The organism is Thiothrix unzii, assembly GCF_017901175.1.
Lineage (GTDB): Bacteria > Pseudomonadota > Gammaproteobacteria > Thiotrichales > Thiotrichaceae > Thiothrix > Thiothrix unzii.
This window is the reverse complement of record NZ_CP072793.1, coordinates 2242139-2256827: the sequence shown is the minus strand read 5'-3', so window position 1 is coordinate 2256827 and position 14689 is coordinate 2242139. Positions and strand designations below refer to the sequence as shown.

Sequence of the window (14689 nt, the reverse complement as noted above, 5' to 3'; positions counted from 1 at the left end):
TGGCACGAAAGTGATCTACCCCGCAAATAGTGGACAGTACTAAAAGCGAGTATTCTCCCCCCGACAGAGAGGTACTTGAATGACCACGACGAAAGCATCCGGCAAAAAAGCCACGTACATACGGCACAGCCAGGAATACAAGGGCGAAGCCCTGAAACTGGCAGCCGATCTAGGCATAGCCAAGGCAGCCAAGCAATTAGGTTTACACGAATCGCAACTGTACGCTTGGCGCAAAGACAGTGAACACGCTAAAACGGCGAGTGACCGTGAAGCGGCCTTGGCAGCCGAAAACGTCCGCCTGAAACGTCAACTCGCCCAGCAGGCGGAGGAGTTGTCGATCCTAAAAAATGCGGCGACGTACTTCGCTCAACAACTCAAGCGAGGTACGAATACATGAAAAATCATCGGGTTGAGTATTCTATTGACGGGATGTGTGCGTGTTTTGGTGTCTCGCGCAGCGGTTACTATGCATGGTTACAGCGCAAACCCAGCCAACGTGCCGGACAACGCCAACAATTGGATAACCGCGTCAAAGCATTGTTTGAACGGCACAAATGCCGTTACGGTGCCAAGCGTATCCAGCAGCAAATCCAACAGAATGATCAGCAGCACTACAACCTGAAAACGGTCGCTGCCAGCTTGCAACGTCAACGTCTGGTTGCCAAAGCCGCCCGTAAGTTCAAGGCAACCACCTACAGCAAGCACAACTTGCCAGTGTTTGATAATCTGTTAAATCAGGACTTTAGTACAACAGCCCCTAACCAGAAATGGGTCGGTGACATCACCTACCTGTGGACAGAAGCCGGTTGGTTATATCTGGCCGTCATCCTTGACCTGTACTCCCGTCAGGTGATTGGCTGGTCAATGTCCGAACGGATGACCGCTGACCTAGTGTGTGATGCCCTGCAAATGGCTATTTTCAAACGCAAACGCCCCAAAGGAGTGATCGTGCATTCCGACCGTGGCAGCCAATATTGCTCACATGCCTATCGCGAACTGTTGGAAAAACACCAGTTACAGGGCAGCATGAGTGCCAAAGGCAACTGCTATGACAATGCCTGTGCCGAAAGCTTTGTCCACTCACTGAAGGGAGACTGTAAACTGAACTGTGTAACTGCTATATAACGTGAATCCCAAGAAGGAGCAGTAACATGGAACGCCTCGACCCGAAACTCATGGATGACTTACTCAGCGATTGCAAAACGCCTGCTGATGTCAAAAACCTTTACAGCCAGCTCTTGCAGCGGATGATCAACCGCAGCTTGGAAGCCGAATTGGATGTGCACCTAAACTACGACAAGGGTGAGCGTAGCGAAGCCGGGCAACGGCGCAGCAATACCCGTAACGGCAAAGGCAACAAGACCATCAAAGGCGAATTTGGTGAGTTGCAGGTAGAGACACCGCGTGACCGTGATGGCAGCTTTGAGCCGAAGTTGATACAAAAACGCCAAATACGGTTAGCAGGGATGGAAGAACACATCCTGACGCTGTACGCCAAAGGCATGACCACCCGCGACATCGAAGACACGATCAAACGCCTGTACGGGGTGGACATCTCGCATACGCTGATCGCGGAAGTAACCGAAGCCGTTCAGGGCGAAGCTAAAGCGTGGCAGACGCGAGCACTGGATAATATCTACCCGATTGTCTGGCTCGATGGGATTGTCGTTAAAGTTCAACAAGATAAGCAGGTCATCAATAAATCAGCCCATGTGGTATTGGCGGTCAACTTACGCGGTGAAAAGGACGTGTTGGGCATCTGGTTGGCAGAAAATGAAGGTGCCAAGTTCTGGTTATCGGTCTTGACGGAACTACGCCACCGGGGCGTACAAGACATCTACGTGGCGTGCATGGATGGCTTAAACGGCTTGCCTGAAGCCGTCAACGCGGTCTTCCCCAAAACGCTGACCCAGTTGTGCATGGTACACATGGTTCGCGCCAGCTTGCGCTACGTCACCGCCAAGGATACCAAAGGTGTGGTCGCTGCCCTCAAGCGCATTTACCAGTCCAGCACTGCTGAAGAAGCCGAACACGAACTGGAAGCCCTCGACACCGAATGGGGTAACAAATACAAAGCAGTCGTGCGTCTATGGCGCGGTAACTGGGCGAATGTCATCCCGTTTTTCCAGTTCCAGCCGAGACTGTAAAGAAATCTGTGTAACTGCGTTTTGCTCATAAATCAAACAAAGTCTTTGAGCCTGTCTTCAAACAGGAGCATAAAGCGGTTGAGTGCCGATTTCCAGTTATGGATGGGCATCGTCCATTTGCGCGAAGCCTGTTCAATGGCAAGGAAAACCACTTTTTTGGCAGCATCTTCGTTAGTAAATACCTTGCGCTTGTTCACCGCCTTGCGCACCACGCTGTTGAGGGATTCGATGGCGTTAGTGGTGTAGATGGCTTTGCGGATGTCCGCAGGGTAAGCAAAGAAGGTGTTGAGGTTTTCCCAGTGGTTGAGCCACGAACGGCTGATTTGTGGGTATTTGTCATTCCAGCGTTCACCAAACTGCTGGAGGGCGAGTTTCCCTTGGTCTTCGGTGCTGGCTTGGTAGATGTCCTTGAGGTCGGTGGTGACGGCTTTGTAATCTTTCCATGCCACGAATTTCAAGGAGTTGCGTACCATGTGGACGATGCAAAGTTGGATGTCAGTTTTGGGGAACACCGCATTGATGGCATCGGGGAAGCCTGTCAGCCCATCCACGCAGGCAATCAGGATGTCCTGGACACCCCGATTTTGCAGTTCAGTCAAAACGCCTAACCAGAATTTCGCACCTTCATTTTCGGACAGCCATAGCCCCAACAGTTCTTTATGCCCTTGCAAGTTGACCGCCAATGCAAGGTAGACTGATTGGTTAACCACTTGTTTTCCCTTGCGGATTTTCATCACCATCGCATCAAGGTAGACAATCGGGTAGACCGGGTCTAACGGGCGGGATTGCCATGTTGTCACCTGATCCAACACCGATGCCGTGACACTGGATACCAAGGTCGGGGAAACCTCTGCCCCGTACAGCTCTTGGAAGCAATCCACGATTTCACGCGTACTCATGCCTTTGGCATACAGGTACAGGATTTGGTCATCCATCTTGGTGAAGCGGGTTTGGTTTTTCTTCACCAGTTGCGGGCTGAAACTGCCATCACGGTCACGCGGGGTTTGGATTTCAACCGTGCCTTGGTCGCTTTTCAGCAGCTTGCTCATGTAACCGTTACGGCTGTTCCCTACCTCTGGGGTTTTCGCATGGCGGTCATACCCTAGATGGTCATCCAATTCCGCGTTTAAAGCAGCCTCTACCGTCATCTTCAGCAGGAGTTGCGATAGTTGCTTGAGGTCTGCTTCCGTCTTGATGCTTTTTGCCAAGTCTTTGGCTAGAGCTTGGAGTTGTGCCTGTTCCATTGTGTCGTACTCTCTCATCGTTACCCGCATTAGGGTAGCCTATCAGAGCAGTTACACAGTTTGGTTTACAGTCTCTTCCAGCCGGAGATCCGCAAAGTGATTTACACCACCAATGCGATTGAATCCCTGAACATGAGTTTGCGCAAGTTTACCCGCAACCGGCGCATCTTTCCCAATGACAGTTCAGCCCTCAAAAGCCTGTATTTGGCGGTACGCGAAGCCTCGCAAAAGTGGTCGGTCATTCACCACTGGAAACCCGCTTTGCAGACTTTTTTACTTATGTTCGGTGAAGAGCGGGTTCCGCTCTCCGCCCTATGAAAAACGTGTTACACAGTTTATTTGACAGACTCGCCTCGCAAAAGTGGTCGGTCATTCACCACTGGAAACCCGCTTTGCAGACTTTTTTACTTATGTTCGGTGAAGAGCGGGTTCCGCTCTCCGCCCTATGAAAAACGTGTTACACAGTTTATTTGACAGACTCGGTAGACTTTGAGGCAGATTTTTACCAACAGCTCGCTTCTTGATGTGTCCATTTTTGATGGGGTAGATCAGTTACACAGTTTGGTTTACAGTCTCCATTTTTATTTGTTCTCTTGTCTTCTTTTTTTAATATATTCTCTTTCCTTTTCAGCTTCCTTTTCCCATATCGAATCAGCTTTCTTCATTGCTTTCTTCCAACCTTCTTTTAGATTTTCTTCTTCTTTAGTTTTATCCAATTTTTTTTCATCTGATTTCTCTGTTGGCTTTTGTTGATAACCTCTGACATAATACTTTCTCTTTCCATTAGTATGGTCTATATATTCCCCATCCCAAATAATCATTAGCTTTTGATTAGAAACAAGTTTGAAACATGAAGGAGGCATTATGGATTGGTAATAAGAAGTATTTCTAGTAAAATCACCTTTTCTTCCATCAATTATTTTATTCCTTTGTTCTTGCGTTAGGCTTTTTCCAATTGATTTTTCAGCTTCAATATAGACTTCATCTGGTGTTAACAAAATAAAACTAAACTCATCGGTGTCAATTTTTGCATGGAATCGGCTAGTTTCACACGAATTGTATGCAGCTGTTATAGTTGCAACAGGAACGTCGCCAATGACGGTGATTTGTTTTTCGACGCTGGCGGTTTGCCCGATATTGTCCTTGATCTTGAAAGTAACGGTAGTTTTGCCGGGTTCGTCGGGAGCCTGCCAATAGGCGAGCGCACCAGTGGGTAGAGCCAGCCCTTCGATATTGGTTGTGATGTAGTCGGGGATCCCGCCGCTGACACTGATCTCATAGGTTTCGTGTGCGCCAGCCTTGACGGTATCCGGGCCATCGACAGCCAGTTTGCCAAGCGGACTGGCGTTGTTGATCAGCTTGTTGATGAACGCTTGTAAGGCTTCGACTTTTTCCAGCGTGGTTTTGAGTTCGGGGTAATCGCGCAGGGATTGTTTCAGGATTTGCCGGGCATCTTCCACATAGGTCAGGGCCTGTGTCAGGTTGCGCCCCTGACGAACCCACTGGAAGCCTGCCATGTAAGGAATACGGGCTTCGGCAATGATCGCGTTGGCTTGTTGCAGTCGCCCGGCATTGTCGATGTTGTGTTCCAGCTCCTGCATTTTTTCGTACAGGCCATCGCCGGGCATCTGGTGTTTGAAGTAAAACTGTTGCACTTTGGCGAGGTAGTTGCTGGCTTTTTGCAGTTCACCTGCCTTGATCAGTTCGTCGACCCTGATCATGCCACGGATGACATCCATGCGCAGTTCGATGTCAGCCCAGCGTTCTTTTTCGGCTGCATTGGCGCGATCCTGTTGCAGCAGGATGATTTCGGCAACCAGCTCGTTCACTTTGCCCGCCGACCAACTGAGTACCAGCCCGTGCAGGAAACCGCCGCCCAGTGCCTGAATGGCGAGGCCGCCGCTGGCCTCCAGCCCGTAACCAACCGCAGTGCCGGTCGCTTTCGCGGCTTTTTCGGCGGCGCTGTCTTCGCTGACGACGATATTGTAGGCATCCCAAAGCACAAAGCCGCCATCAACAGCGGTGCCAATGTGTTCGCGGATGGGTTGCCATGCGCCTTTGAGTTTGTCGGCGACCAGTTTACGGGCCGCTTGCGCCCGACTTGGTGGCAATTGCTTGATGGCATCCGTGAGCTTTTCGGTGAGTTGGGCCGGAACTTTGCCCTTGTTCGCCACGATTGCGTCGATTTCACTGAGGGTATTCAGCGTTTGTTTGCCTGCCTGATCGATGCCGTCGTCACTCAGTCCGATCAGTTTTTTCAGGCTGCTTTCGCTGGCACCATGCAGGCTGGAACTGCTTTCGTCCAGTACAACCTGGGCAAACGCCTGTACCCGTTTGTTCTGTACGAGTTGTTTCAATTTGTCAGCCCCTGATTGGGACATGCGCTTGATGCCTTCGACAAATTGATCCGCAGCCTGGGGGTTGTTTTCCAGTGTCAGCAGGGCTTCCCTGATCTGTTCCATGGCTTTTTGTTTGAGTTCGGGGTTGTCCAGTTCGGCAATATAGGTGGCGGCCTTGGCGAGTTTCTTGGTAATGGCCTTGTTGGTGTCGCGCACCACTACCTGTTGGGCGTATTCCAGCTCAGTTTTGCTTTCGATGGCGCAAGCCGGTTGCAGGATACTGGGTGCAATACACAGTAACGGGATGATCCACTTAAGTTTATTCATGACTTTCCAGCTCCCATTCAGCCAGACGGGAACCCAGTTTGGCAGCTTGTGTGCGCAGGGTGTTGGCTTTGTTGTTGTCCTGTTTGATCCATAAGCCTGATTCGTATTCCTCAGCCAGCGCAACCATGGCGTTGGCATCGCCTGCCTTGGCGGCTTGCTTGAGCAGTTCAATGGCGCGGTATGGGTCAGCCTGCCCGCTGTAGCTGGATTGATACGTGAGCGCGAGTACTTCCATGGCTTGCGGGTTGCCTGCTTGCGCCTGTTTTTCCAGGGCAGTTTTATCCGCTGGCGCTGATTGGGGCGCTGTTGTGGGGTCTCCGTCAATACTGACAATGCCTTCAATACCGCTGGTGTCGAGGCTGCCCGCTTCGCTTGCCGTTTGAGGTTCAGGGGGATGGCGGGCGGAATTACTCAGCGTCATGTAGCGGATGTGAGCCTGTTTGTATTCCTCCAGTGCCTGAAGCACATCACCCGCACCAGCATCAGTCGTGACCAGTTGGGTGTAGCGCTCGAAGGCTGCATCGTAGGCCGCTTTGGCTTCATCCAGCTCCGAAGCCAGCACCGGAGAAATGGCGAAAGCCCCCAACAGGATGATGGAAGTCAGAAGATTGCTGCGCAACATGTTTATGCCCTCGCTTGCTTGCTGTTGGTCTTGTCGCGATCGGCTGCCCCGGTTAGCAGGCATTCCCTGACCGCTTCTGCAACTTCCGGGTATTGTTCGGGTGTGCAATGCAGACGTGCGACAGAACGCCAGCCGTTAAACAGGGTGATGGTGTGTGCATCGGGGTAGTAGGCCGCTTTATGCAGGTCTCGCCAGTGGTAGAAAGTCGTTTCCCTCGATTTTGCCAGTAGGCTGGCTCCTGCAACCGTGGGGTTAGCACTGAGCAGGCCGAGCACGATGCTCGTCCGGTTAGCCCAGCGGGAGCGTTTGCCGAGGATTTCTGAAGTAACGCCCTTGCTGTTGAGGGTGTAACGTATTGGCATACGGTTGACGTAAAACACCAGCATAATGAACATCAGGCTAAGTGCGATGAGCGGTACAACGACGGCGAATACTTGTGCCATTTGCCAGCCAAGTCCCATTTCCCCGGTGAACAAGCCGAGCAATGAAAACAGCACGACAATGAGCGCGTAGGTGATGCTCATGATCTTGAAAAGATCAAACAGGACAAAACGATTGGTCAGCAGGGCAACATTATGTTCCCAACGGAGTTCTGGGGTCGGCTGATTGTTCATGTTATTAAACCTCTAACGGATCAGCCTAACACCGTGACAGTGGTCTGATGATGACGAATATCAAAGTCCGTTATGAATGCGGATTAATGACTCTCTTCCAAATCGCCGGGGATGAACGATTTCACCAGGTGTTTGACGGTTTCATCGTATTCGTCTTTCATGGCGGTAGGGTATTGCAGGTAGAGGCTGTTGATTGCGTCGCTGCCTACCCAGCTTTTGACGTACAAGATATTGTCGTCCTTGTAGCCTGACAGGGCATACCAGTTGTCTTGCTGCTTACGGTAGGTAACGTTGTCGAAATCGTCTTCTCGGCTTTTCATCTCGCTTTTCACTGTGCCGTCGAGCACATTGTTGATGCCGCTGGCAGTCATACGGAAGCCTTCACCATCATAGAAAACCCGCCCGTCATTGTTGACGGGGGCTGGCTCCATGCCGAAATTGGCTGGGTAATCGACGCAGAATCCGTAACGGCTGTTGCAGTAGTTCGTGTAGCCGGAAGCAAAGACCGGGATGGCAAGCGCAAGTGCCAGCACGGCAAGGGGTTTACGTAACATGGTTTTCTCCTTTCAGCCTGATTTCAGAAAACAATTTGCCAGACTTTCATATGTATCATGTTTTGTAGGGTCACGTTCATTACGCTGGCACACGTAGTCTAGTACCAAACTCTGTAAATAAGCTAGGTAGGATTTTTTGGCAAACTTGGGATTATCAAAAGATGCTTGACGCTTGTCAATAGAAACCACGTACAAACGACCTATTATGAATACTGTAGATGCAATGGAAGACTAAAGTGTTTAGTGTGAGTTTTTGTGCTACCCGGTGCTTTAGTAGGCAATAATTTATGACTAATGAAGATTAGGGAGTAAAAGTCATGAAACGTTTTTTTAGCATTCTGCTTAAAATAATCGGTGGTGTTGTTGTATTTATAATCTTGATATTGGTGATTGCATTCTATTCGACCTCTGGCATTGTGGATGTGGCAGATGAGTTTTTCCAAGCGGTAAAAGAAAAGAATATCGCCAGAGCCCACAGCTATCTTGCTGAAGATTTTAAAGCCAGCACCGACGAAGCTGCGTTGAGCGATTTTTTGTCAAAAGGCGCAATCCTCAACTACAAAGACAGCAGTTGGTCTGAACGCAGCGTTGAAAACGGACAAGGTAAACTGAGTGGCTCCGTCACCACAGAAAGTGGTGGCACTGTCCCCATCGAAATGACGTTTACCAAAGAAAATGATGCGTGGAAGATTTACTCCATTCAAAAACAAGCCGCTGGCTTACAGTCAGTCAGTGATGTGGGAGAGGAAACTACGAGAACTGCTGCGCCACCTAGTGATGCTACTTCTAGTATCCCCAGCAAGGCTGAGCAAATTGCCTTGGTGAGTCAATCTATGCATGATTTTGCCATTTCTATTAATGCTAAAAGTATGGATCATTTTCGCAAAGGCATTGCAAAAATGTGGCGAGACCAAGCATCTGTTAAAGACCTCAATGAAATCTATGGCAGTTATATTAAGGCGGAAGCTGATTTGAGTATTCTGGATAATTTGGAACCCACTATCGAAGATGGGGTGAAAGCTGATGAAAATGGGATGATTTCCCTTAAAGGTTACTACCCAACTAAACCCAAGCGCGTTAATTTTGAGCAGGGGTATATTTATGAAGGTGGCGAATGGAAACTGGTTATGTTTAATGCACTGATAAAATAAATAGGAGAAAGTATCATGCCCATCAATATTATCATTGGTTTGCCATTTATATTATTAGGCATACTATTTCTTTTCTTAGCAAAAAGGAATGCCAAACGTGCAGAGGAAAGTCTGGCGTGGCTTTCTACACGCGGCGTAATTACATCGTCGATGCTGGCAAGTTTTGATTCGGACGATAGCCCAACGACTTATCAGCCAAAGGTGGAATATGAATACACCGTCGCCAATCAGTCATATACCGGAAAACGCATTGCCTTTGGCATTGCTGGCTCTAGCAGCGAAGCCGCAGCACGGAAAGTGGTTCTTCAGTACGCCATCGGTTCGGCAGTTGAAGTGTTTTACAATCCCGCTAAGCCCAGTGATGCGGTGCTTGAAAGAAGTGCTGCAACGTCCAATAAAGTTTTCTGGATCATGGGTGGTGTCTTTATCGTCGCTGGCTTGCTGACACTGCTTATTTGAAGGATAGTCAGGGTACACCTATGCAATACAACGTAATTATCTCAGGTGGCAGGATTGTGGGGTTGGCGGTAACGCTGCTTCACGCGGTTTCCATGCCCGCATTTGCAGGGAGTGCCGTTTTTCCTGAAAATGGCCTTATCGAACTGGTTACATGGGAAAACGGGCAAGATGCCTACAAAATTGTCCATACCTGCTCACTTTCCGGCAAGTCCATCCATTGTGATGGCAGCATAACAATTCCAGAAGGTCAGGTAAAAATGTCCTTTGCCCTTGATGGGACGGTCAACGGGGGCAACGTTGAGTTGATGGGGGTAGGAACGACGCGCTATTCAGCAGAAGCCTGTTCAGCCACTGCAACTTCGCAGGACGGTTTCAAATTGGAACTGGACGATAGCGGACATGGCAGCGGTACTTCCGCTCCGGGGACACTCACATGGACAGGAGCGAGTGCAAAATGCGCAATCTTGGTTGGCAAAACAGAGCAACAGCCCTCCGCCCCTATGCTCGCAACATGGCGCATTCTCGACGGAGTACCTGATGATGGCTTCGGCGACCAGCAAACCAAATCCGCACTATGGAAACAGCTTGGACAGGCCGAAGGGCCGCTTGCCCGCAAATGCTTCGAGGAAACGTTTGCCAAGCTCAAGAAACCGGATAATGCGGAAATCAAGGGGCGAATCGAAACCGCTGCTTACCAACAGCACATGGTGGAAGTGGCGATAGAAGCCGCCACAGCAGATGATTTTGATCCAAACTGGCTGGAGTCAGCCAAAAGCATAGGCGGTTCTGGCGGTACAAAACAACGGGTAACGGATACGCTGGCAAAAGGTTTGCCGGGATTGTTCGGGACGTTGGTGCGGCTTTCGCAAAAAGCTTACCGTCTCTCCAACGGTATTAATGAAAAAGCACTGCTGCCAAAGCTCAAAGGTAAGCTCTATGATGCCTATGCTGCGGAGCGTACCCAACGCCCGAACGATTCACCTGTCGAAGTTTTAAAAGATGCCAGCACCCATGTCGGCAGTTGGGAAAAAGTGAAAACCGATCTGATTAAATATTTCCCCGGTACGAACGATAACGCCCGTGAGCAGGCGATGGCGGAGTATCTTGCTGCCCGCTTCGATTTTTTGGCAAAGGTGCGTGAAGTTGCTGCTAACAAGGAAAAACATCTGGCAGATGCGTGGAAAAATGTCGCCAATGACATTGCCCGTATCAGGAGTGATACACTCGATTGTATGGTGAGGTAGGGGTATGGCTTTCAAGAGACTTACCCCGCACACCAAGGCTCACTGAAAACTTGGTTGTCCGTTGCTGAGTAGGTATAGCAAACACGTTGCGTGACTAAGAAAGTCAAAAAAACTACTAAAACGAAAAAGGGCTGCACCTGTTAGGATGCAACCCTTTGAATTCTTTGGTGGCTACACCTAGATTCGAACTAGGGACCCCATCATTATGAGTGATGTGGAATGACTAAATCAATGACTTACATTGAACGGCAATGGACAAGCCAAGTCACGCAAGAATGCGGGTTACAGCGGGTTAAGGTCATTTCAGCGTGTCCAATAATGCACAATTAGATTCAATCCTAGCCAGCAAATCGCGTGACTAAGCGCGTGACTAAGAAATACAATGATGTGAACTAGGCAATAACGGCGGTTTAGTCACATGGCATTCACAATCAAACTTCTCGATTCACTCACCCCGAAAGAAAAACCCTATCGACAATTTGAAGGCAAGCAGAGGGCAGGCTTTGGGGTGCAAGTTTCATCGGGCGGCAAAGTCACATTCATTTACCTGTACCGCGAACCGATAGCCAATAAGCAACGTGTTATGACTCTAGGCAGCTATTACGGCGTAGATCGTGACGGGCAAGCCAAAAATGGCGGTTTATCCCTGAAAGAAGCCTATGCCGTGTATGCCGACGCAAAGCGCATCCATGAAGAGGGTAGAGACCCGCAAATAATCCGTGATGAAAGGCTAGTACAAGAAAACGCGGCTCGACGTGCCGAACTTGACCGGCTTAAACGTGAGTCCGCTATGGGCAATATTCAGCAGTTGCTTAATGCTTATGTCGCTGACATGAAAGTGCAGGGAAAGCGTTCATGGGCTGATGTTGAACAATGCCTAAACAATAACGTCTATGCCGCCATTCCAGCCACCACCAAAGCAAAAGACATTTCACCAACTGACATTAGGGCGGTATTGGCTGCGATCATCACGCGCGAAAAAATGACGATGGCAAACAAAGTTCGTGCATACCTAAGTGCAGCTTTTGCCTTTGGTATCGAATGGGATAACGACGCTAAACGGCATTTTGAGGCGTTACGCTTTGGTATCAGCACAAACCCCGTGCGCGATGTGCCGAAGCCTGACAAGCACACTCACGCACGGGATAGGGCATTATCGGGCGAAGAAGTAAAACAGCTTTGGGATTTGCTCGACAATTACGGCTTGCATCCAAAAACGGCGGCGGCAATTCGCTTGCTATTTGCTTTGGGCGGTCAACGTGTTGAAGAAATACTAGGGCTTCATGCCGATGATGTGGATATGCAAAATCAATACGTGACCTTGCGCGATACAAAGAATGGGACAACTCACGTTGTGCCGTTTGGTGAAGTTGCACTTCCTCTGCTGCAAGAGCGGCTATGTGATACCAGCACCAGCGGCGCACTGTTCGGAAAGATAAAAGGCGATAGTGCCGATGATATGGGATACCACACAATCAGCAGGGCAGTGAACCGCATTTGTAAACGTACCGGAATGAATCCATTTGTGCCTAAAGATATTCGACGTACCGTGAAAACACTCATGGGGGCGGCGGGTATCAGTAAAGAAGATCGTGACCGCTTCCAGAATCACGCGCTCACCGATGTTTCAAGTAAGCATTATGACCGTTACAACTACCTTGCCGAAAAACGGCGCACGATGGCGGTGTGGGATGCGTATTTGCAAAACATCCTTGCAGATTTACCACAAGCAAACGTGGTGCAGTTGCGGGTAGTTGGTGCATAAATTCGTATTTACAAATTAAATACAAGAGACTATAAATCATGGATGTGATCTACGCCCTAAACGGGATTACTTTTGTTTGGAATGCCGACAAAGCCAACGCCAACAAGCACCGACACGACGGCATAGCTTTTGAACAAGCTGCACAAGCATTCTTTGACCCATTTCTAAGAATGGTGGATGCAAGCCGCAACGACGAAAACAGGGATGCAATCATAGGCATGGATAAATCTTGGAATCTGTTGTTTGTGGTGAATATCCAGATAGAAGATGACCGTATTAGGCTCATATCCGCACGAAAAGCCACTAAGCAGGAACAGCGATATTATGAAGATTGAACAACTGAAAACGCGCCTAAGCAAAGATCGACCTATGACCACCATCACGCTAAGAATGCCCGTTGATGTGCTGGAAGACCTAAAGCGTATTGCTCCCGTATTGGGCTTTAACGGCTATCAGGGCTTATTGAAAGCGTATGTGGGGCAAGGGTTGCGGCGTGACCTTGAACGGCTGGATAACGACGCTGTGACCGCTCTTGTATCCAGCCTAAAGCGGCATGGTGTGAGTGAATCGGTGATTACTGAAGCATTGAATGAAGCCGCGCATGGGTGAACCCGCCATGATTGAGGAGGTTTTAGAATGGGTATTACGATGATAGATAACCCGATAGGCAGTGACCCAACGCACGACCTTGGAGCACCTTTTACGCTGAATGCAACAGACTGGGAGGCATTCATAGGGGTGTTAGAGAATCCTCCTGAACCAAGTGCAGAACTGAAAAAGGCATGGTGTGCATACCATGCTGAAAAGGACGCTGACACGAAGTCCTAAAGTTTCTTCCAGCATCTAGCCCGACGGGGCGAAAAGCGGATACCTTCAACCGCCTGATGCTGGATTCTTCTTTGAGGGTTGCACGGTGAAGGTGTGTTGTGACAGATGATCGAATTAAAAATAAAGCTGCAATAAATCAGCTTGTCAGTGAATTTTTAAAACTGCAAATTGTTGAAATCTCAGAAAAGCCGGATAGCAATAAACAAAGAGAGCGTTATTTTCGCTTGATTGATATTGCAGAGCGAGTGGGAAGTGGAAATTATGACTATGTTGAAATAGTTAATTTATTTATTACATTAGAAAATAAAGCAAATGAGATGGTTAATCAGTTAATAGCATTATCCCATGCGACGGATTTAGAGGGATTGGATAAGTCTGGATCGTTAGGGTATGTAGATAATAGGCTAATTGATGCAGCAGACAATGCACACAAGCATTACATAAGAAAGCGTGATAGCAATAGAAGCTCAAATGCCGGAAAAGCTAAGAGTGACAAAGAATTAGAAAATGCAATAAATAAATTAGAGCCGCTATTTGAGAAGTTTCATAGCCCTGAAACAAAGATTTTGGACGGAAGGGGTAATGAAATTCCACGTAGTAAATGGGGAGCTGAAACATTTTTTAATTTTTGCACGGAAAAGTCAGGTACAGGGTTCGGAAAAAAAATGATCAAGAAGGCGTACAAGGTTCTACAGGGCAAAGCCTCTGCAATGTAAGGGGTAAGCCTCTGCTTAGCAGGGGGTAAGCCTCTGCTAAGTAGGGGGTTACGCCCCCAACCCAGCACAATGCAATCATGTGTCCATCGTCAATCACATAGGATTAGTCATGGACAATCAGGCAGTTATCTATCAGGTCACACAACAGCCGACCCGCAAAACGGGCGTGGCAAATATCGCCCAAGCATTAGCACACGCTGGCGTAACCAGTCGCACCACATTGATTGCGTGGGAGAGGGCGGGCAAATACCCTAAGCGCGTAAGTTTGGGCGGTGGGCGCGTCGGCTGGCGGTGGAGTGATCTATACGCATGGTCGGACAATTTGACCGCAAAGGAGGGTTAATAATGGACAATAAAAAAGCCGACCCCGCTACAGAGTCGACCCTAACAAATTTACCCGCCGATAATACCGCAATCCGTATTGCTTGCCCATATGAGCATCGCTTGTTGTCGCAACTTTTGCGCGGTCAAACAAGCCGTAAAATACTAGACGGCATCATCGGCACGACAAATACCCCTGAGTATGTCCGTCGCTTGCGTGAGCGCGAAAAGGGCGGCATTTATATTGCTATGGAGTGGGTGAGTGGGCTTAACCGTGACGGGCGCAAAGTGCGATGGGGTGAGTATTACTTGCTACCTGATGACTATGACCGTGTGCGGTTATCGCTGGGGGTGTGAT

16 protein-coding genes and 2 pseudogenes are annotated in these 14689 nt (G+C 49.1%); 13 read left to right on the top strand and 5 right to left on the bottom strand.

Annotated features, from left to right (window positions below):
- Nucleotides 1–79: 79 nt before the first annotated feature.
- Nucleotides 80–1089: pseudogene (locus tag J9260_RS11235) on the top strand (IS3 family transposase); the annotation flags it as partial.
- Between the two features lie 62 nt (nt 1090–1151).
- Nucleotides 1152–2144 (top strand): annotated as a pseudogene (locus J9260_RS11230) (IS256 family transposase); the annotation flags it as partial.
- A gap of 35 nt (nt 2145–2179) precedes the next feature.
- Here J9260_RS11230 and J9260_RS11225 read toward each other — a convergent pair.
- Nucleotides 2180–3391 (bottom strand): IS256 family transposase, encoded by a 1212-nt coding sequence (locus J9260_RS11225; RefSeq protein ID WP_210218710.1) that lies wholly within the window; start codon nt 3389–3391, stop codon nt 2180–2182.
- A gap of 60 nt (nt 3392–3451) precedes the next feature.
- On the opposite strand from J9260_RS11225, the gene J9260_RS11220 reads away from it, so the two are divergent.
- Nucleotides 3452–3709, top strand: coding sequence for a transposase (locus J9260_RS11220; RefSeq protein ID WP_210217858.1), 258 nt, complete (start codon nt 3452–3454; stop codon nt 3707–3709).
- Between the two features lie 263 nt (nt 3710–3972).
- Here the strand turns inward: J9260_RS11220 and J9260_RS11215 are convergent, their stop codons facing one another.
- The 4 genes from J9260_RS11215 to J9260_RS11200 form a co-directional block, all read right to left on the bottom strand.
- A complete protein-coding gene (locus J9260_RS11215; protein WP_210217857.1) occupies nt 3973–6057 on the bottom strand; it encodes a hypothetical protein in 2085 nt (694 codons plus the stop codon).
- Nucleotides 6050–6679: a tetratricopeptide repeat protein gene (locus J9260_RS11210; protein WP_210217856.1), complete on the bottom strand. Its 630-nt coding sequence runs from the start codon at nt 6677–6679 to the stop codon at nt 6050–6052. The genes J9260_RS11215 and J9260_RS11210 overlap by 8 nt, the downstream gene beginning before the upstream one ends.
- Nucleotides 6680–6681: 2 nt before the next feature.
- On the bottom strand, nt 6682–7293 hold the full coding sequence (locus J9260_RS11205; RefSeq protein WP_210217855.1) for a hypothetical protein: 612 nt from the start codon (nt 7291–7293) through the stop codon (nt 6682–6684).
- A gap of 83 nt (nt 7294–7376) precedes the next feature.
- Nucleotides 7377–7847, bottom strand: coding sequence for a hypothetical protein (locus J9260_RS11200; RefSeq protein ID WP_210217854.1), 471 nt, complete (start codon nt 7845–7847; stop codon nt 7377–7379).
- Between the two features lie 317 nt (nt 7848–8164).
- Between J9260_RS11200 and J9260_RS11195 the strand changes: the two genes are divergently transcribed.
- The 10 genes from J9260_RS11195 to J9260_RS11150 all read left to right on the top strand — a co-directional run bounded on the left by J9260_RS11195 (nt 8165) and on the right by J9260_RS11150 (nt 14688).
- Nucleotides 8165–8998 (top strand): nuclear transport factor 2 family protein, encoded by an 834-nt coding sequence (locus J9260_RS11195; protein WP_210217853.1) that lies wholly within the window; start codon nt 8165–8167, stop codon nt 8996–8998.
- A 15-nt stretch (nt 8999–9013) separates the two neighbouring features.
- Nucleotides 9014–9457 (top strand): DUF3592 domain-containing protein, encoded by a 444-nt coding sequence (locus J9260_RS11190; RefSeq protein ID WP_210217852.1) that lies wholly within the window; start codon nt 9014–9016, stop codon nt 9455–9457.
- Nucleotides 9458–9477: 20 nt separating this feature from the next.
- Nucleotides 9478–10701: a hypothetical protein gene (locus tag J9260_RS11185; RefSeq protein WP_210217851.1), complete on the top strand. Its 1224-nt coding sequence runs from the start codon at nt 9478–9480 to the stop codon at nt 10699–10701.
- A 418-nt stretch (nt 10702–11119) separates the two neighbouring features.
- A complete protein-coding gene (locus J9260_RS11180; RefSeq protein ID WP_210217850.1) occupies nt 11120–12466 on the top strand; it encodes a tyrosine-type recombinase/integrase in 1347 nt (448 codons plus the stop codon).
- A 38-nt stretch (nt 12467–12504) separates the two neighbouring features.
- A complete protein-coding gene (locus tag J9260_RS11175; protein ID WP_246499402.1) occupies nt 12505–12801 on the top strand; it encodes a BrnT family toxin in 297 nt (98 codons plus the stop codon).
- Entirely contained in the window at nt 12791–13075 is a 285-nt protein-coding gene (locus J9260_RS11170) for a hypothetical protein (RefSeq protein WP_210217849.1), read from the top strand. Before J9260_RS11175 ends, J9260_RS11170 begins: the two co-directional genes overlap by 11 nt.
- 27 nt (nt 13076–13102) lie before the next feature.
- Nucleotides 13103–13294 carry a type II toxin -antitoxin system TacA 1-like antitoxin gene (locus tag J9260_RS11165; RefSeq protein WP_210217848.1) on the top strand — a complete coding sequence of 64 codons (192 nt, stop codon included), beginning with the start codon at nt 13103–13105 and terminating at the stop codon, nt 13292–13294.
- Between the two features lie 98 nt (nt 13295–13392).
- Nucleotides 13393–14010, top strand: a complete 618-nt coding sequence (locus J9260_RS11160; RefSeq protein ID WP_210217847.1) for a hypothetical protein — start codon at nt 13393–13395, stop codon at nt 14008–14010.
- A 109-nt stretch (nt 14011–14119) separates the two neighbouring features.
- Nucleotides 14120–14353 carry a helix-turn-helix transcriptional regulator gene (locus J9260_RS11155; RefSeq protein WP_210217846.1) on the top strand — a complete coding sequence of 78 codons (234 nt, stop codon included), beginning with the start codon at nt 14120–14122 and terminating at the stop codon, nt 14351–14353.
- 2 nt (nt 14354–14355) lie between these two features.
- Nucleotides 14356–14688, top strand: coding sequence for a hypothetical protein (locus J9260_RS11150; protein ID WP_210217845.1), 333 nt, complete (start codon nt 14356–14358; stop codon nt 14686–14688).
- Nucleotide 14689: the final 1 nt, after the last annotated feature.